General features: G+C 73.8%; 15 protein-coding genes and 1 tRNA gene. 7 read left to right on the top strand and 9 right to left on the bottom strand.

Annotated features, from left to right (window positions below; translation table 11 throughout):
- Positions 1–60: 60 nt before the first annotated feature.
- Positions 61–1,311 carry a maleylpyruvate isomerase N-terminal domain-containing protein gene (locus tag ACX9I7_RS06930; RefSeq protein ID WP_459386797.1) on the bottom strand — a complete coding sequence of 417 codons (1,251 nt, stop codon included), beginning with the start codon at positions 1,309–1,311 and terminating at the stop codon, positions 61–63.
- Positions 1,308–1,874, bottom strand: coding sequence for a sigma-70 family RNA polymerase sigma factor (locus ACX9I7_RS06935; protein WP_358627406.1), 567 nt, complete (start codon positions 1,872–1,874; stop codon positions 1,308–1,310). The genes ACX9I7_RS06930 and ACX9I7_RS06935 overlap by 4 nt, the downstream gene beginning before the upstream one ends.
- A gap of 397 nt (positions 1,875–2,271) precedes the next feature.
- Here ACX9I7_RS06935 and ACX9I7_RS06940 point away from each other — a divergent pair, with 397 nt between their 5' ends.
- Complete coding sequence (locus tag ACX9I7_RS06940) at positions 2,272–2,646, top strand: STAS domain-containing protein (RefSeq protein ID WP_126915581.1); 375 nt, start codon at positions 2,272–2,274, stop codon at positions 2,644–2,646.
- 170 nt (positions 2,647–2,816) lie between these two features.
- Here the strand turns inward: ACX9I7_RS06940 and ACX9I7_RS06945 are convergent, their stop codons facing one another.
- The 3 genes from ACX9I7_RS06945 to ACX9I7_RS06955 all read right to left on the bottom strand — a co-directional run bounded on the left by ACX9I7_RS06945 (position 2,817) and on the right by ACX9I7_RS06955 (position 6,336).
- Positions 2,817–3,968: a sensor histidine kinase gene (locus tag ACX9I7_RS06945; protein WP_387575328.1), complete on the bottom strand. Its 1,152-nt coding sequence runs from the start codon at positions 3,966–3,968 to the stop codon at positions 2,817–2,819.
- Positions 3,965–4,675: a response regulator transcription factor gene (locus tag ACX9I7_RS06950; protein WP_358627408.1), complete on the bottom strand. Its 711-nt coding sequence runs from the start codon at positions 4,673–4,675 to the stop codon at positions 3,965–3,967. Before ACX9I7_RS06950 ends, ACX9I7_RS06945 begins: the two co-directional genes overlap by 4 nt.
- A 272-nt stretch (positions 4,676–4,947) precedes the next feature.
- Entirely contained in the window at positions 4,948–6,336 is a 1,389-nt protein-coding gene (locus ACX9I7_RS06955) for a helix-turn-helix domain-containing protein (protein WP_387575324.1), read from the bottom strand.
- A gap of 186 nt (positions 6,337–6,522) precedes the next feature.
- On the opposite strand from ACX9I7_RS06955, the gene ACX9I7_RS06960 reads away from it, so the two are divergent.
- A complete protein-coding gene (locus ACX9I7_RS06960; protein ID WP_459386873.1) occupies positions 6,523–7,785 on the top strand; it encodes an alpha/beta fold hydrolase in 1,263 nt (420 codons plus the stop codon).
- A 156-nt stretch (positions 7,786–7,941) separates the two neighbouring features.
- Positions 7,942–9,261: a M64 family metallopeptidase gene (locus tag ACX9I7_RS06965; protein ID WP_459386798.1), complete on the top strand. Its 1,320-nt coding sequence runs from the start codon at positions 7,942–7,944 to the stop codon at positions 9,259–9,261.
- A 10-nt stretch (positions 9,262–9,271) separates the two neighbouring features.
- Here ACX9I7_RS06965 and ACX9I7_RS06970 read toward each other — a convergent pair whose 3' ends face one another.
- On the bottom strand, positions 9,272–9,952 hold the full coding sequence (locus ACX9I7_RS06970; RefSeq protein WP_387575318.1) for a TetR/AcrR family transcriptional regulator: 681 nt from the start codon (positions 9,950–9,952) through the stop codon (positions 9,272–9,274).
- A gap of 146 nt (positions 9,953–10,098) precedes the next feature.
- On the opposite strand from ACX9I7_RS06970, the gene ACX9I7_RS06975 reads away from it, so the two are divergent.
- Entirely contained in the window at positions 10,099–11,559 is a 1,461-nt protein-coding gene (locus ACX9I7_RS06975; protein WP_459386799.1) for an MFS transporter, read from the top strand.
- Positions 11,560–11,587: 28 nt separating this feature from the next.
- Entirely contained in the window at positions 11,588–12,019 is a 432-nt protein-coding gene (locus tag ACX9I7_RS06980; protein WP_189453143.1) for a VOC family protein, read from the top strand.
- 58 nt (positions 12,020–12,077) lie between these two features.
- Here ACX9I7_RS06980 and ACX9I7_RS06985 read toward each other — a convergent pair whose 3' ends face one another.
- Positions 12,078–13,244 (bottom strand): winged helix DNA-binding domain-containing protein, encoded by a 1,167-nt coding sequence (locus tag ACX9I7_RS06985; RefSeq protein WP_459386800.1) that lies wholly within the window; start codon positions 13,242–13,244, stop codon positions 12,078–12,080.
- Positions 13,245–13,339: 95 nt separating this feature from the next.
- Between ACX9I7_RS06985 and ACX9I7_RS06990 the strand changes: the two genes are divergently transcribed.
- Entirely contained in the window at positions 13,340–13,843 is a 504-nt protein-coding gene (locus tag ACX9I7_RS06990) for a GNAT family N-acetyltransferase (RefSeq protein ID WP_386726745.1), read from the top strand.
- Here the strand turns inward: ACX9I7_RS06990 and ACX9I7_RS06995 are convergent.
- Together ACX9I7_RS06995 and ACX9I7_RS07000 are read right to left on the bottom strand one after the other, a co-directional pair.
- Positions 13,809–13,881 (bottom strand) — tRNA-Arg (locus tag ACX9I7_RS06995). The genes ACX9I7_RS06990 and ACX9I7_RS06995 overlap by 35 nt on opposite strands.
- Before the next feature lie 106 nt (positions 13,882–13,987).
- Positions 13,988–15,136 carry a hypothetical protein gene (locus tag ACX9I7_RS07000; RefSeq protein ID WP_459386801.1) on the bottom strand — a complete coding sequence of 383 codons (1,149 nt, stop codon included), beginning with the start codon at positions 15,134–15,136 and terminating at the stop codon, positions 13,988–13,990.
- A 313-nt stretch (positions 15,137–15,449) separates the two neighbouring features.
- On the opposite strand from ACX9I7_RS07000, the gene ACX9I7_RS07005 reads away from it, so the two are divergent.
- Positions 15,450–17,042: a serine/threonine-protein kinase gene (locus tag ACX9I7_RS07005; RefSeq protein ID WP_387575306.1), complete on the top strand. Its 1,593-nt coding sequence runs from the start codon at positions 15,450–15,452 to the stop codon at positions 17,040–17,042.
- Positions 17,043–17,075 lie beyond the last annotated feature (33 nt).

Consider the following 17,075-nt stretch of genomic DNA (forward strand, 5'->3'; position numbering starts at 1 on the left):
GGCCGGGGGAGGGAACAGGAGCGGGTTCGGGGGCGGGTTCAGGAGCGGGTCAGCGGCGTGTCACAGCCGTGACAGTGATGCCGTCGCGTACAGGACGTCGCGCACGGCTTCCTCGTCGCCGAGCGAGCCCGCCGCCGCTTCCTCCGGCGGGACATGGCCCGCGGCCAGCCGGCAGAACTCGACCCCGTCCAGCGCCACATGTGCCACCTCCCCCTCGGGAGTCCCGGTCGCCCCGGGGGAGTCCAGGGCGATGTACCAGTGTCCGCCACCCCGCCCCTCGATCTCCAGATGGAGCGCGCGCCCCGGTGCGCCCGCCACCACCAGACCGCGCGCCGGCGGTGCGAGGCCGGCGCGGCGCCGGGCGGCTATCGCGCCGGGCAGCATCCGGGCCGCCAGGTCGATCATGCCGTTGAGGTGGGCCGGCGACGGCGGCGCGTAGGGATAGTCGACGGCCTCGGCGATGTCCCCGGCGTGCGTCCAGCACTCGAAGGCCCGGTCCAGGAAGGCGTCGCGCAGGGGCAGCGCGAACGGCCCGTAGTCGACGGGGAGCTCCGCGGCGGCTTCGCCCGCGAAGGAGACCGTCCGTATCAGCGTCTGCTCCTGGTCGCGCCACGCGGCCCGAACGGAGGCGGGTGTCCGGTCGGCCGGCTCCGCCGCCCACAGGGCTTCCGTCCGCTCCTCGGGGGACGCCCCGCGCAGCGGGTCCGCCATGCCGAGCGCGCCCGCCACGATCGTGTCCACCGCGGTGAGGTGGCCGATGACATCCGCCACCGTCGCCTCGCGCGCGACCGGGGAGCGCCCGTCGAACCACCCGAGCCGTACCGGGGCCCGCCATTCCGTCTCGCCGATGTCGCGCAGCAGCGCGTCGAGCCGGGAGGCCTCCGCCTCGTAGGGAGCGGCCCACTCGGGGACCGGGATCCGCGCGGGCCTGCGGTTGAGCGCCGCGGTCAGCACCCGGGCGCGCAGCCCCGGGTCGAGGTCGAGGCTGTCCTCGGGGTGGAGCAGCGCGACGGCGTCGCGCAGCCGGACGGCCTCGTCGGCGCAGGGCGCGCAGTCGGTCAGATGGGCCTCGACGGCGGCGGTCTCCTCGGCCGAGCAGGCGGCCAGTGCCCAGGCGCCGAGCAGTGACTTGAGCAGCGGGTGGGAGCGGACGAGCGGGGTCGCGGACCGGCCCGCGCCGCCCTCCACGGCGGCGCGCTGCGCGGGAACACGCGGCTCGGGTACGTGCGAGCCGGGCATGTGCGATCCGGGTACGTGCGACCCGGGCACGCCGTGCCCGCCGTCCTCGCCCGGTCGGGGTGCGGTGCTCATCGCAGTGCCGCCCCACCGCCGGGCGGCGAGACCGCGCGCGGGCCGTCATGGGCCGTGGACAGCAGTTGTAAGCCCAGCCGGAGTCTGCGCCGCGCCTCGTCCTCGGTGACGCCGAGCCGTACGGCGGTCTGGCGGTAGTCGAGGCGGCGGAAGTAGGCGAGATCCAGCGCGGCCCGCAGGGGCGCGGGCATGGACGTGACGATGTAGTCCGCGCGGGCGGCGGCGCTCGCGGCGCGCACCTTCTCCTCGATCTCGGCCGCCGGGCGCTCCTCGTCGGCCTCGGCGCGCCGCAGTCTGCTGACGGCCTGCCGGTGGGCCAGGCCGGCGATCCAGGAGCGCAGGGGGCCCTCCCGGGGGTCGAACTCCTCGGGGTGCTCCCAGATATGGCCGAAGACCTCGCGCGTGACGCGGTCGGCCCCGGCCTCGTCGCCCAGGACGCGGTGGGCGAGGCCGTGCACGAGGGAGGCGAAACGGTCGTAGAGCTCGCCGAGGGCCGCGGCCTCGCCGTGGGTGAGGCGCTGCTGCATCCTGCGGTCCCAGCGCGGTGGCGCGTCGTTCGTCATCGGCCCGGCCCCCTTCCGTACGCACTGCTGTACGCCCTCGCACCGAATGTAACGGGAGGGTCCGACACCGCACGAGCGGTTGGGATGAATCCCGGAAAGACGCCGCCTGATCCATGTCGCGTGTGGTACTGGATCGGTCACCATGCGTGCATGCTCCACCCAGTCGGCGATCGGGGTCGATCGTACGTGCACGAATGTGCCGATGTGTTATGCGGGTGTGACCGGATCTATGGGGATGAAGGGTTCGAGCTGGGCATAGGCTCAACAGTGGTCGGCTTGTACCGCGTACGAGACCGCGGTGTTTCACTCGGCGCCGCACGGGGGAAGCGCCAGGCAGCCATACCGCGGAAGGGTCCATTCCATAGGAACGACAGACCGAGTGAAGGGGCTCGAGCGCGTGACGTTGAAGGTGGTGGAGCACGAGCGGGGGGAGTGGGCCGTGCTCCGGGTCTGCGGCGAGATGGATCTGGTGACCTCCCCGTCGGTGCGGCAGCACGTGCACGAGGCTGTCGCGGACGGGCGGCGGAGTCTGGTGCTCGACCTCGCGGAAGTGCGGTTCTGCGACTCCAGCGGCGTGGGCGTGCTGATCGCGGCCCGGCGGCTGATGCGCTCCTGCCAGGGGCGGCTGCGGCTGATCCTGCCCGCCCAGGGCGCGGTGGACGGCTCGCACGTCAACAGGGTGCTCGCCGCGCTGGGGGTGCGCAGGCTCTTCGAGGTCTACCCCGACCTGGACAGCGCGACCGAGGAGAGCACGGACCCGCTGTCCGCCTGACCTGTCGTCATCGGCGCGTCCCGGCGCCCCTCGGACGGGTGAATCGTCGAACCGTCAACAAATCAGCGGACCGTGGCACCCGGCCCGGGTGATTCAGCGGCCCGCCGGCTGTCGGTCAACGGTCCGCCGCCGAACGGTCGACGGTCGGCCAACAGCCGGTCGACGGTCCGTCAGCGCTCCGTCGTCGGGAAGCGGGCCCGTACCGCGAATCCGCCCTCGTCCGTCGCACCCGCCTCCAGCGTCCCGCCGAGGCTCTGCGCCCGCTCGCGCAACCCCACCAGGCCGTGGCCCCCGCCGGGCAGCTCCGGAGCCGGGACCGCCGCGTCCGCCGGACCGTTGCGCACCTCGACCACCAGCTCCCCCGGTTCCTCCACGACCCGCACCAGCACCTTCGCCCCGGGCGCGTGCTTGCGTACGTTGGTCAGCGCCTCCTGGACCGTGCGGAACGCCGCCCGCTCCACGGCCTCCGGGCGTTCGGCGCCGGGGTCGGAGCCGTCCTCGAAGGCGACGTCGAGCGCGCTCAGCTCGATCAGCCGGGGCAGGTCGGACAGCCGGGGCTGCGGTGTGAGCTCCTCGGTGTCGGCCCCGGCGGCGCGCAGGATGCCCACCATGTGCCGCAGTTCGTCCAGGGTCCGGACCGACAGCTCACGGATCGTCCGGGCGCCCTCACGGGCCGCGTCGTCCCCCGTGCTGATCTGCACGGCCCCCGCCTGGAGGCTGATCAGGCTGACCTGATGGGCGACGACGTCGTGCATCTCCCGCGCGAGCCGCGCGCGTTCCGTGGCCAGCACCCGGTCGGCCAGCAGCCGGTCCTCCCGGGCGCGGCTGCGCGTCAGCTCGTCGAGCCGGGCGACCAGCTCCCGGCGGGCCCGGGAGAGCAGGCCGAAGGCGATGGGGGTGGTGGCCACCACGAGCGAGTCGAGCAGATTGACGCCCGTCTCGCGGCGGTCGCCCAGCGCCAGGTCGGACACCGGGTACGGCAGGAACTGCGCGGCGGCCATCAGCAGCCCGGCGCCGCCCAGCAGCCACTTGTCGGCGCGCGGCCTGGCCGTGCGCCGCACCGCCAGCGTGTAGAGCGCGAACATGGGCGCGATCCAGATGTACGCGTAGTACATCCCCGGCAGCGTCGCCAGGAAGACCGGCGCGGGGAACCGGCGGCGCCACAGCAGCGCCACCGCCGCCAGCAACGACACCCACAGCGAGAACCGCGGGGTGACGCCGTTGACCAGCAGCGCGTCCCCGGCCGCGAACAGCGCGGGCCCGGCCACCGCCGCCCAGTCGGGCACGCGGGACGGCAGGGCGGCGCGCCACGGCGTCGTCACGGCCGTCCGTCCCCGTCTCTCCCGCCCGGCCCGGCCCCCGGGGACCCGCCGCGCGCGCCCGGGCCCGTGGTCACCAGCCCGGCCCGGTCGGCGACGATCGCGGCCTGGACGCGGTTGATCCCGCCCAGCTTGCCGAGGACCGCGCGCACATGGTCCTTGACCGTGCTGGGCGCCAGCCCCATCCGTTCGGCGATCTGCGGATTGGCCAGCCCCGCGCCGAGCAGCCCCAGCACCTCGAGCTCGCGCGGGGTCAGCCCCCGCACCGCCTCGGCGGCCGTGTTCTCCGCTTCGGCGGCGAGATAGCCGCCGATGACGGCGTGGGTCACGCCCGGGTCCAGGACGCTGCCGCCGCCGGCGAGCGTGCGCACGGCCCGCACCAGCTGCTCGGGGTCGGTGTCCTTGAGCAGGAAGCCGGCCGCGCCGGCGCGCAGCGCGGCGGCGAGGTACTCCTCGGCGTCGAAGGTGGTGAGCATGGCGACGCGCGGCGGGTCGGGGGCGGCCCGCAGCGCGCGCAGCACCGTCAGGCCGTCGACGTCCGGCATCCGGATGTCGAGGAGCACGACGTCGGGGGCGTGCGCGGCGACGGTGGCCACGGCCTCGCCACCACCGCAGTCCGCGACCACCTCGATGTCCGGGGCCGTGCCCAGGATCATGCGCAGCCCGGACCGGACGAGCTGTTCGTCGTCCACCACCGCCACACGGATCACGGTCCGCTACCTCTTCCCTCGTCCACCGGGGCCGTCGGCGGCCCCGCCCCTCCAGCCTGCCGCACCCTCGGCGGCCGCCGGAGCCCGGGGCTCCGCCCGCGGGCCGGACGACCCCCGCCGACCGGCGGGGGGTGAACCGGGACCCGGGGCGGATGGACGTTCCGGCACCCGGGCGGCAGAGTGCAGTCCATGCTGCACCATGCGGCCCACGGTCGCAGGCCGCCGCACCCCCCGGCGGCGGCCTGTCCGGGGCCGGTCGGGCCGCACCGTTCTCAGATCCGCCCGACAGGCCACTGCGGCGGTGCCTTCGGCGCCGGCCCCAGCGTGGTCGTGCCCGGCGCCGCCCGGTGCCCCAGCCCCGTCCGGTAGGCGTCCAGCGCCGCCTCCGTCCGCCCCGTGCGCCGCAGCAGATCGCCCAGCAGCCGGCACAGGTCCGCGAGGTCGCCCGCCGCGCCGGTGCGCTCCAGCAGGGACAGCGCGGCGCAGTAGTGCTCCTCGGCGGCGTCCGTGTCGCCCCGGTCCTCGGCGATGAGCCCCAGCAGCCGGTGCGCCCCGCCGGCGTGGACGGCGCCCCGCTCGGCGCCGAGCGCCGTGGGCGCGAGCAGGGGGCGCAGCAGCTCCTCCGCCTCCGGCGCCTTCCCCCGGCGCCGCAGCACGTCCGCGAGCTCCACCTCCACCTGCACGGTGAACAGCGGGGCGCGCTTGGAGGCCAGCATGTCGCGGGCGGTGCGCAGTTCGCTCTCGGCCTTGCGCAGGTTGCCGTCCTGCGCGTGCACGTAGCCGCGCATCCAGTGGCAGTGGGCGAGTTCGGTCCGTATGCGCAGCTGCTGGTAGAGCTCCTGGGCCTTGGCGAGGGAGGCGTCGGCGTCGGCGATGCGGCCCTCGGCGATGAGGCTGCGGGCCACGCCCCGGTGCATGGCGGCGACGAGCGCCGGGTCGTCCACCTGGGGCGCGAGCGCCAGCGCGAGCTCGGCGGCGTGCGCGGCGCGGGCGTGCGCTCCCATGTCCATGTAGGGCGCGATGGAGGCGGTGTAGAGGAGGAGCAGGGCGTCGGGGTCGTGCATCCCGGAGGCGTTGAGCTCGTCGAGGGCGGCCTCCAGGAGGTAGCAGGCGTAGCGCAGTTCGCCCGCGAGGAGGTGGGCGGTGGCGCGGCCGCGCAGGGCGGGCACGCGGCGCGGCAGCGGCTGGTCGGCGAGGAGGGCCTCGGCGTCGGCGAAGAGGTCGCGCGCGGTGGTGAGGTCGCCGCTCTCCAGCGCGCAGTCGCCGAGCCCGAGGACGGCTGCGGACTCCTCGTTCACGAGCGAGAGCGCCGCCGCCTCGGCGCGCAGGGCGCGGAAGAGCGTGGCGGCGTCCTCGGCGTCGCCGGTGGCCAGGGTGCGCCGGGCGTCCGTCAGCCGCATCCGCAGCTCGGTGGCCAGGTGGGGCGGGCGGCCGGTGGTGAGCTCCTCGACGGTGGTGCCGAGCCGCCCGGCGAGATGGCGCAGGGCGGTCTCGGAGGGCCGGACCCGGCCGGCCTCCAGGGTGGAGATGTAGGCCGCCGTGTAGGCGGGCTCGGCCAGTTGTTTCTGGGTGAGTCCCTTCTCGGTCCGCAGCCGCAGGACGCGGCGGCCGATGTCGGAGGGCTCGTCCGCCCGTATGCCGTGGGTGCTGTTCTCGGCCACTTCCGCCCCTCGGTACATTGCGCCGTGATTCAAGCCGTACGTTAAATCTGCTTACGTGAGGATGTAATCGTGCCGCCTGTGCCGTCCGTGCCGCCCATACCGAAGACCACCGGAAACGGTGACACCACGAACACCGGGCCCATCGGGGCCTCCGCGGCGGGCACGGTCCGCCAGCCCGGTCTCGCCATGACCGATCACTTCTTCGACGTACCGCTCGACCACGCCCGTCCCGGCGGGGAGCGCATCCGGCTCTACGCCCGTGAGGTCGTCGCCGCGGGCCGGGCCCGGGAGGACCTGCCCTGGCTGGTCTTCCTCCAGGGCGGGCCGGGCTTCCCCGCCGGCCGGCCCGTGGGCCGGGAGAACTGGCTGGACCGCGCGCTGGAGGAGTACCGCGTCCTCCTGCTCGACCAGCGCGGCACCGGCCGCTCCACCCCCGCCAACCGGCAGACGCTGCCCCTGCGCGGCACCCCCGAGCGGCAGGCGGAGTATCTCGCCCACTTCCGGGCCGACTCCATCGTCCGCGACTGCGAGTACATCCGGCCGCTGCTGACCGGCGGCCGGCCCTGGAGCGTCCTCGGGCAGAGCTTCGGCGGCTTCTGCGCGGTCAGCTACCTGTCGTACGCGCCGGAGGGCCTGGCCGAGGTGATGATCACCGGTGGGCTGCCCTCGCTGGACGGCGACGCGGACGCCGTCTACCGCGCCGCGTACCCGCGCATGGAGCGCAAGACGCTGGCCCACTACGCCCGTTATCCGGACGACGAGGCGGTGGCCCGGCGCGTGGCGGAGCACCTGGCGGAGACGGAGGAGACGCTCCCGGACGGCTCCGTGCTGACCGTGGCGGCGTTCCAGCAGCTCGGCATCCTGCTGGGCACCGGCGACGGCTCCCACCGGCTGCACTACCTGCTGGAGGACGTCTTCGTGCCGACGGCCGCCGGACCGCGGCTGTCGGACGCCTTCGGCGAGCAGGTCGCGGCGGTGCTCTCGCGCACCGCCAGCCCGCTCTACACCCTCCTCCATGAGGCCATTTATGCCCAGGACGGGCGTGCGACGCACTGGTCCGCCGAGCGCGTCCGCGCGGAATTCCCGCAGTTCGAACGCCACTTCGAGCCCGAGGGTCGCTTCCTCTTCACGGGTGAGACCGTCCACCCCTGGATGCTGGAGACCCAGCCGGCCCTGCGCCCTCTGCGGCGCACCGCCGAACTCCTCGCGGAGCGCGAGGGCTGGACCCCGCTCTACGACGCGGACAGGCTCGCCCGCAACACGGTGCCGGTCGCGGCGGCCGTCTACCACGACGACCTCTACGTGGACACCGAGCACTCCCTGCGCACGGCCCGGTCGATCGCCGGGCTGCGGACCTGGGTCACCGACGAGTACGAGCACGACGGCGTGCGCGCGGGCGGCCGCGTGGTGCTGGACCGGCTGCTGGGGCTCGTCCGGGACGAGGTGTGATCGGCCCTGTGCGCCTGACTAGCCCTCAGTAGCGGTCCCCTTCGTTTCCCGTCACATCCATTGTCATGAACCTCCTGAGCCTCTACGTTGAGCGGCGCCTTAACGCGACTTAACTCGCCACTTAACCGGCGGGTTTCGGTTCGGGAGGAACCCCCCATGCGCACGTACAGACGAATATCCATAGTGGCGGGCGCCGCCTTAACGGCCGCGCTCGCCGCCACGGCGGCCCCGCACGCTTCCGCCGTTGGTGCCACTCCGGCGCCCAAACCCACCCAGCGGGTGGAGTACTTCACCGAGCCCGGCGGTCACCCCCACCACAGGACCGTCCCGGCGTCCCCCACCTCGCCCCGCTCCCTCGCCCCGTCCGCCCCGTCCGTCAAGGGCGACGGCGCCGTGACCTCGGTCGTCAACAACGGCCCCGTCGGCACCAAGCTCGACGTCGTCTTCATCGGCGACGGCTACACCGCCTCCCAGCAGGAGGCCTTCCATACGGCCGTGCGCGCCAAGTGGGCGAAGATGTCGGCGGTCGAGCCCTACGCCTCGTACCGGAACCTCTTCAACATCTGGGCCGTGGACGCCGTTTCGCGCGACTCGGGCGTCTCCGGCGACCCGGCGCAGGGCGTGAAGCGGGACACCGCCCTCGGCTCGGGCTTCTTCTGCGACGGGGTCGAGCGGCTGCTCTGCGTCGACACCGGCAAGGTCGAGTCGTACGCCGCCAAGGCGCCCGCCGCCGATCTGGTCGTGGTGCTCGCCAACTCCACCAAGTACGGCGGGGCGGGCTACAACGACGTCGTCTCCAAGGTCGGTTACGACGGCATCGCCACCGCCTCCTCCGACAACGACCGCTCCGACCAGATCGCCGTCCACGAGACCGGTCACTCGCTGGGCAAGCTCGCCGACGAGTACCAGTACGACGAGTACGGCACCTACACCGGCGCAGAGCCCCGCGACGTCAACACCAGCACGCTCGACGCGGGCCGGATGGGCGCGCAGCGGACCAAGTGGTACCGCTGGCTCGGCCAGCAGTCACCGGACGGCGGCACGGTCGGGTCCTTCGAGGGCGGCGGTTACTACCCCAAGGGCCTTTTCCGCCCCACCGAGAACTCGATCATGCGGTCGCTGGGGCGGGAGTTCAACCTCGTCGGCCGTGAGGCCATGATCGCGGGCTTCTACCGGCACGCGAGCGTGCTGACCGCCGCCGACGGAACGGCGGCCGCCGGTGCGACGGTCGGACGTGGCGCGCGCGTCGGCGTCCGGCTGCCCGCCGCGACGAGCACCGTCCACTGGTACGTCGACGGCCACGAGGTCGTCTGGTTCCGGGGGAAGACGACGGTCGTGCCGGGTGCCGTGGGCGTGCCGCGCGACGGCCGTACGCACACGCTGACGGCCCGTGCGGTCGACCGCACGGACGCGGTGCGCGACCCGGAGCTGGCCAAGCGGCTGCGCGGCGAGCTGTCGTGGAAGGTCGAGGGCTGACCTTCGGCGCTCAGGAGGGCTCGGCGTCGAGGACGTCCGAGCCCTCATAGGCGTGGGCGAGCCGGGAGAAGCCCAGGTCGAGGGCCTCGGTGGCGACGGCGCGCACCCGCTCGACGGGCTCGTCCGCCACCAGGGCGGTGTGCAGCACCTCGTAGGCCCGCTCCCCGGCGGCGACGGCCAGCGCGGCGAACAGCTCCAGCTCGGCCCGGCTGGCCCGCGGAGCCCGTTCCGCCAGCGACTCGGTGAGCAGCCGCTGCCGTTCCCTGCTCATCGGCAGATAGCCGCTCATCAGCGTGGGGCTGCCGCGCAGCACCCGGGCGAAGACCCGCCCGGTGTCGATGCGGTCCGGGTCGAGGACCAGCTCGACGCCGTGGGCGTAGAAGTCCCGTACGGCCGCGAGGAGCTCGGCGCCGGTCCGGGCCGGGGCGACGGCGTCCGGCAGGCCCGCCCGGAACTCCTCGCGGCGGCTGAAGAAGATGTCCTCCTTCGACGCGAAGTGCGTGAAGACCGTCGCCGGCGCCACATCGGCCTCCGCCGCGATCCGCGTGAGCGTCACCGCCTCGAAGCCCTGCTCGGCGAAGAGCCGGAAGGCCGCGTCGGCGATGGCGCGGCGGGTCCGCTCCCGTTTGCGACCGCGCATCCCCGTGGTGGCGGTCGTCCCCGTGGCGGCAGTCGGCGTGGCCTTGGTCATGACGCCAAGAATAACCACCTGACCGGCGGAAGTAGAGGTGCTATATTTTTATAGCGTCTCTAGTTTCGGGCTTCCCGCCCGCTTCCGCTGTCTCGCTTCGACGTCTCGCTCCGCTGTCTCGCTTCCGATGTGGTGAGGACACCTCCATGCACACCGCCGCCGCTCCCCGGCGGACGGAGGACGGCCCGGCGGCCGCCCCCGGCCCGCGCTCCACCGCCGCGATCCTGGCCATCGCCTGCGTCGCCCAGTTCATGGTCATCCTCGATGTGTCGATCGTTAACGTGGCGCTGCCGTCCATGGGGTCCGAGCTCCACCTCGACGGCGCGGGCCAGCAGTGGATCGTCAACGCCTACACCCTCGGCTTCGCCGGGCTGCTGCTGCTCGGCGGCCGGCTGGCCGACCTCGTCGGCACCAAGAAGGCGTTCCTCACCGGCGTCGCAGCCTTCACCGGCGCCTCCCTCGCGGGCGGCTTCGCCACCGACGGCGGCCTGTTGATCGCCGCCCGCGCGGTGCAGGGCGTCGGCGGCGCCGTCCTCGCACCCGCCACCCTCACCCTGATCATGACGACCTTCACCGAGCCCGCCGCCCGCACCCGGGCCATGGGCGCCTGGAGCGCCGTCATGGCCGCCGGCGGCGCCGTGGGTGCCGTGATCGGCGGCGTCCTCACCGAGTACGCGGGCTGGCGCTGGGTACTGTTCGTCAACGTGCCCATAGGCATCGCCCTGCTGGCCGCCGCGCTCGTCTACGTCCCGGCCGCCACCTCCGGCAGGGGCGGGCTGCGCCGTCTCGACCTGCCCGGCGCGGTCACCGTGACGGCCGGGCTGACCGCCCTCGTCTACGGCATCGTCGCCAGCGAGACCCACGCCTGGGGCTCGCCGTGGGTGTGGGGGCCGCTGGTGGCCGCGGCCGCGCTGCTGGCCGCCTTCGTCGCCGTCGAGGCCCGCGTCGCCCACCCGCTCGTACCGCTGCGCGTACTGCGCCGCCGGTCCGTCGCGACCGCGAACCCGGTCGTGGTCGTCATCGGCGCGGCCATGTTCTCGATGTGGTTCGTGCTCTCCCTGTACTTCCAGCGCGGCCTCCACTACAGCCCGATCCGCGCCGGCCTGTCCTTCGCGCCCGGCTCCCTCGCGATCATCCTGGGCGCCCGGATAGCCACCCGCTTCATAGGCCGCACCGGGCCGCGCCCGCTGCTCGTCGGCGGCATGGCGCTGAGCACGGTCGGCTTCCTCTGGCTCTCGCGCGTCGACGCGACCGGCGGCTACACCACCGACGTCCTGGTGCCGTTCGTGCTGGCCACCTTCGGCACGGGCCTCGCCACCATGCCCGCCACGGTGGCCGCGACCGCCGGCGCCGACCGCGCCGAGGCCGGGCTCGCCTCGGGCCTCGTCAACACCTCCCGGCAGGTCGGCGGGGCCGTCGGCCTCGCCGTCGTCGGCACCGTGGCCGCGCACGTCACGGCGGACCGCCTCGCCTCCGGCACGTACGACGTCGCCGCCGCGCTGACCGCCGGCTACGGCAGGGGGCTGCTGGTCGCCGCCCTGTTCGCCGCGTGCGCGGCGCTCGGCGGCCTCGCCCTGCCGGGCAGACCGGCACGACAGACCTCCTGACACCGTTCCTCAAACGGAAGGACCCGTCATGGCAAACGAGTTGAACCACATCATCGTCCACGTCAAGGACCGTCGGCAGAGCGCGGCCTTCGTCGCGGAGCTCATGGCCGCCGAGGCCCCCCGGGACTGGGGCCACTTCACCCAGATCACCAGCTCCAACGGCGTCGGCATCGACTTCTGCGACGACCTGGTGGCACCGGCCGACCTCAACCCCAGCCACCTCGCCTTCCTCGTCACCGACGGGGAGTTCGACGCGATCCTCGGCCGGATCACCGAACGCGGGCTGCCCTACTACCCCGACCCCCTGATGAGGGCCGAATCCGCGGGCACGATCAACCACGAGTACGGCGGCCGGGGCCTCTACCTCCGCGACCCGGGCGGCACGGTCGCGCTGGAGTTCATGACCACGCCGTACGGGGACGAGCCGACCAAGCGCCCGACGCGCCGGTCGGACGTCTGAGGGCCGGACGTCTGAGTGCCGGGCGTCCGAGTGCCGGGCGTCCGAGCGCCCGGCCGAGTCACCGCACCAGCTCCCGCTCCAGCGGCGTCCGGAACCGGGGCGTGACGCGCACGTCCCCCAGCCACGCGGCCAGCCGCCCGGCCTCGGCCTCGACGGCGGCGGCCGCGTCACGCCCCGGGTCCGCCAGGGCGCGCCAGACGATCTCGCCGTTCGCCCGCTGGGCCCAGCCGCCGACGATCCGGCCGTTCCACCACACCGTGGGCCCGATGTTCCCCGCGCGGTCGAAGAGGAAGGGGATGTGCTCCGGGTCCAGATACCAGTCGCGCTCCCGCCAGCCCATGGCCGTCGGGTCCAGCCCGGGCAGCAGCGCCGCCCAGTCGCCGGCGGGTTCGACGGGCTCGAGATCGTCCGGCAGCGCGAGCCCCGGCCCCCGGTCGAGCCGCACGCCCACGGCGCCCGTGTCGGCCAGGGCGGCCCTGGTGTCCCGCAGCGACCAGCCCGTCCACCACTTCAGGTCCGCCTCGGTCGACGGCCCGTACGACGCGAGCCAGCGCCGCACCAGCTCCGCCCGCGCCTCCCGCTCGGGCAGCTCGGGGATGCGGGGCGCGGGCGCCCACGAATAGAGGCTGCTCGTCCAGGACCCGCGCGGCCGGGACCGTCGTACGTGCCCGTCCGAGGCCAGCAGCCGCAGCACCCGGCTCCCCACGCTCTGCCGCGACTCGTACGGCTTGCCCGGCGACGTCGTGATCTTCTCCCGGAGCGCGGGCACGTCCTCGGCCAGCTCGGCCGTCGTCGCCTCACCGCGCGCGGCGAGCGCCGCCAGCGCCGCCTCCTCGGCCTCCGCGAGCCGCCGCTCGTCCCACGCCTCCCCGAGGGCCTTCAGCAGCCCGGCCCGCTCGCGCCTGGCGATGCCGCGCGCGGTGGAGAACTCCACGGCGGGGGCCACCTCGGTGCTCACGGCGAAGATCGTGCGCCGCATCGACAGCAGCTTGATCAGCGTCACGTCGTCGTACAGCCCCCGTTCCACCTCGGCCGGGTCCGGCTCGGCGAGCCGCGCGCAGGCGGACAGATAGACGGTCGCCGCGTCGGAGGCGTGCAGCCCGACGAGCGCGTCCGCCACGTCCTCGACGCTGGTGGCCCGGTGCGCGGGCGCGAGAAGGTGCCGGCTGCCGAGCCGGGCACGCCGCGCGTCATCGCTGATGCGGGGGAGGGCACTGCTGCTCATGAGGGTGAAGGTAGACGGGATCTAGGACAGGCCCTGTCCTAGGGCGCGGGAAATGCGGGTGCGTGAACGCGTGCGGGGCTGAGACGGTGCGCCGTATGACCGACACGAACACTGTGATCATCCGCCGCGCCGAGCCCGCCGACGCGGCCGGAGCCGCCGAGGTGTGGCTGCGCTCGTACACCGCCGCCCTCCCGGCCGTCCGCCGGGCGCACACGGACGACGAGGTGCGGGCGTGGTTCCGCTACGTCGTCGTGCCCGAGCGCGAGACGTGGGTGGCGGAAGGGGCGGGCGGGACGATCGTGGGGGTGATGGTCCTCCAGGGCGGCCATCTCGACCAGCTCTACCTCTCCCCCGAGCGCCGGGGCGAGGGCCTGGGCGACCGCTTCGTCGCCCTGGCCAAGGAGCGCCGCCCCGAGGGCCTGGAGCTGTGGACCTTCCAGGTCAACACCCCGGCCCACCGCTTCTACGAACGCCACGGCTTCACGGCGGCGGAGCGCACGGACGGTAGCGGAAACGAAGAACGGGAGCCGGACGTTCGATACGTCTGGCTCCCGTCGAAGAGAGTGCGCTCGGCAGGATTCGAACCTGCAACCTCTTGATCCGTAGTCAAGTGCTCTATCCGTTAAGCTACGAGCGCTCGGCGTCCCGGTCGGCGTTTCCGCTGGCCGGTCGGCGTTGCGGGAACAACTGTACATGAATTTTTCCCCTGCTCTTGACGCCCGCGTCCGCTCCTGCCGCCCTCGTCACTCCTGGGCGTCGAAGGTCCCGGCGTCCCGGCCGACGAGCCAGCGCCGGTCCGGGGCGTAGGAGGCCAGATAGTAGGTGGCCTCCGCGGTGAAGGCCGTGGGGAAGAGCCGCGGCCCGTTGAGCCGCAGCCGCTCCACCGCCCACCGCTCGTTCTTGATCTTCTCCGCCAGTTCGTCGCGCTCGGCGGGGTCCGTGAGACCGGCGAGCTCCGCCTCCGCTTCGGTGATCTTGACCTCCGCCTCGGCGATGTTCCGGTCGATGTGGGCGGGCAGCCTGTCGGGCTTGTATTCCGGTACGACGCTGTAGTCGACGATCCGCGGGAATTCGGTGGGCGCCGCGGCGAGCCGGGCCGTGTCGACGTAGTGCGTGATCCGCGTCAGCGGCGCGGGAGCCCAGCGGGCGGTGCCGGAGACCTCGGTGGCACCGGGGATGTCCGCGCCCGGGGCGTCCCAGGCGATGATCGCGGGGTCGGCCGCGAGCGCCACGGGCGGGTGGGCGGCCAGGGCGGCCTCGTAGCGGGCGGCGCGGCCGGAGGCGGTACGGCCCTGCAGGGCCTGGCGGAGCGGGGCCTCCACCTCGTTGAGGTGGGTCTTGTTGGCCTTCGCGGTGCCCATGAAGATGTTCTGATCCGTGTTGTTGGCGCCGGCCACGAAGTCGCCGTTGATCGCGTGCATGGCCGTGGCCACCTGCGGCCGGTTCTCGTGCAGCAGGTACTGGTCGATGAGCCGGATCTCCTCGAAGCCTTTCGGGTAGCCCGGCTCGGACCCGCCGCCGGTCTGCCGGAACAGCTGCTCGAGCCGTACGTCGTTGCCCGTGGTGCATCCCTCGGGGTAGGTGAGCCCCCGGAAGCCGAGCGTGTCCAACGGGGCCAGGGAGGCGACGGACACGTCCTGCGGCGTCGCCGCCCGACGGAAGGGTGCGAACCGCCGCCCAGCGGTCGCGGTTGCTCCCGAGGCGCCCGAAGCACCCGAGGGGCTCGAACGTGCGACCAGGGCCGCGACCGCCGTTCCGCCCGCCGTCCGGTGCAGGGCCGTCATCGTGGCGACGAGCCCACCGGGTGCGGGCGAGGCGGCGGCGACGGTCGCCGCGGTCCCGCCGGCCCTCCGTGACGCGGTGGCCGTCCGCCGGGCAGGGGTCCTGGGCACGGGGCGCTCCTCGCTCGGGCTGACGCCCGGTCGGCGTGACGGTCCGGGGTCGGGGGGACGGGGCCACGGAGTGCGGGACGTACGGGCGTTCAGGATGTCGGCAGGACGCGGTCACGGACAAGGCCGCAGGCAAGGCCACGGACAAGGCCGCGGAATTCCCCACCCTCGGTGTTCTCGCATGGCGGGAACCGCTGCCGGAACGCCAGGAACGCCCGGCGCTTCGGTCACTCAACGAGCGCGGGCGTGCGAGCCGGAGAGTGAAGCGTCCGGTACGGGCCCGGTCGGGCGGGTGGGTGTGGGGCAATATGGGCTCATGGGCACCTTCGCTGCACACGGCGGTCTCATCGCCGGGCGGTACCGGCTGGGCCGGAAGATCGGGCGCGGCGGTATGGGGACCGTATGGCGTGCCACGGACGAGCTGTTGGCGCGCGAGGTCGCGGTCAAGGAACTGCACGTGGACGAGCAGCCGTCCGAGCGGGAGACCCGGGCGCAGTACGGGCGGATGCTGCGCGAGGCGCGCGCGGTCGCGCTGATCAGGCATCCGAACGTGATCGTGATGCACGACATCGTCGAGCAGGACGGCCGGCCCTGGATCGTCATGGAGCTGATCGACGGCCGTTCCCTGTCGGGCCTGTTGTCGGCGGAGGGGCCGGTCGGCGTCCAGGAGGCGGCGCGGATCGGGGTCGCGCTGCTGGGCGCGTTGCGCGCGGCGCACGCGCGGGGCGTGCTGCACCGGGACATCAAGCCCCCCAACGTCCTGCTGGAGGAGGGCACCGGTCGCGTCGTCCTCACCGACTTCGGTATCGCCCAGGTCTCGGGCGTCACGACGATCACGGAGACGGGCGCGTTCGTCGGCTCGCCCGAGTACACCGCGCCGGAGCGGATGTCCGGCGGGCGCGCGGGCCCGGAGTCCGATCTGTGGTCGCTGGGCGTGCTGTTGTGCACCGCGCTCAGCGGAGAGTCGCCCTTCCACCGCGACTCGCTGGGCGGCATCCTGCACGCCGTCGTCTACGACGAGATCCGGCCGCCCACGGCGGCCGGTCCGCTGCTCCCGGTCGTCCGCGGCCTGCTGGAGCGGGATCCGGCGCGGCGGATGGGCGCGGACGAGGCGGAGGCGACGCTGAGGGCGTTCCTCGACGGCGGCCGGCTGCCCCCGGACCGGCTGCCCACCCGGCCCGCCCTCCCGCTCCTGCCCTGCCCCGCGTCGCAGGCAGGTGGCCGCTCCCGTACGGCCCTGCTGGTGGCGCTCACCGTCGTCGCGCTGGCCGGCATGGGCGCCGGCGCGGCGGCGCTGCTGATGAACGAGGACAGTGCGAAGAACGGGCTCGCCGACGGGCGGCCGCCCTTCTCCGCGCCCTTGACCCCCGGTGCCACGGCGGTGTCCGTGTCGCCGTCCGCACCCGCGCCACCACCACCCGCCACCGCCTCCGTCACCGCGCCCGCCGGCTATCGCTCCGTCCAGGACCCGGCGGGCTTCGCTTTCGCCGTGCCCGACGGATTCACCCGTTCCCTCGAGCCGCCGCGCGTCTTCTACTACTCGCCCGGCAAGGACTTCCGTATCGGCGTCCTCATCCAGGACATGCAGGAGGGCGGCCCGATCACGGTCATGCGCTCCTCCGCCGCCCTCGCCCCCGACCGCTACCCCGGCTACCGGGACGGCAAGGTCGAGCGGACCGAGCTGCGCGGCCACCGGGCGGCGACCTGGGAGTTCACGTGGGACGGCTTCGACGAGAAGGAGAAGGCCCCGGCGGGCCCCCGGCACACCTACGACCTCGCGTGGGACGAGGGGGACAAGATGTATGACGTGTGGGTGTCCTCCCCGGCCGGGAGGGAGGACGAGGGCAAGCGGTACTTCGACACGGCGCTGTCCACCTTCGTCCGGACCAGGCCCGTCTCCTCGCCCTGACAAGAGAGTTGATTACCGCCGGGTATTCAAAGC

The sequence above is a fragment of the Streptomyces sp. L500 genome (genome assembly GCF_054551825.1).

Excerpts from the sequence above, each read along its gene's own strand:
- ACX9I7_RS06935 (WP_358627406.1), bottom strand. The coding sequence starts at position 1,874 with ATGACGAACGACGCGCCACCGCGCTGGGACCGCAGGATGCAGCAGCGC.
- ACX9I7_RS06975 (WP_459386799.1), top strand. The coding sequence starts at position 10,099 with ATGCACACCGCCGCCGCTCCCCGGCGGACGGAGGACGGCCCGGCGGCC.
- ACX9I7_RS07005 (WP_387575306.1), top strand. The coding sequence starts at position 15,450 with ATGGGCACCTTCGCTGCACACGGCGGTCTCATCGCCGGGCGGTACCGG.
- ACX9I7_RS06965 (WP_459386798.1), top strand. The coding sequence starts at position 7,942 with ATGCGCACGTACAGACGAATATCCATAGTGGCGGGCGCCGCCTTAACG.
- ACX9I7_RS06970 (WP_387575318.1), bottom strand. The coding sequence starts at position 9,952 with ATGACCAAGGCCACGCCGACTGCCGCCACGGGGACGACCGCCACCACG.
- ACX9I7_RS06985 (WP_459386800.1), bottom strand. The coding sequence starts at position 13,244 with ATGAGCAGCAGTGCCCTCCCCCGCATCAGCGATGACGCGCGGCGTGCC.
- ACX9I7_RS06960 (WP_459386873.1), top strand. The coding sequence starts at position 6,523 with ATGACCGATCACTTCTTCGACGTACCGCTCGACCACGCCCGTCCCGGC.
- ACX9I7_RS06980 (WP_189453143.1), top strand. The coding sequence starts at position 11,588 with ATGGCAAACGAGTTGAACCACATCATCGTCCACGTCAAGGACCGTCGG.
- ACX9I7_RS06930 (WP_459386797.1), bottom strand. The coding sequence starts at position 1,311 with ATGAGCACCGCACCCCGACCGGGCGAGGACGGCGGGCACGGCGTGCCC.
- ACX9I7_RS06990 (WP_386726745.1), top strand. The coding sequence starts at position 13,340 with ATGACCGACACGAACACTGTGATCATCCGCCGCGCCGAGCCCGCCGAC.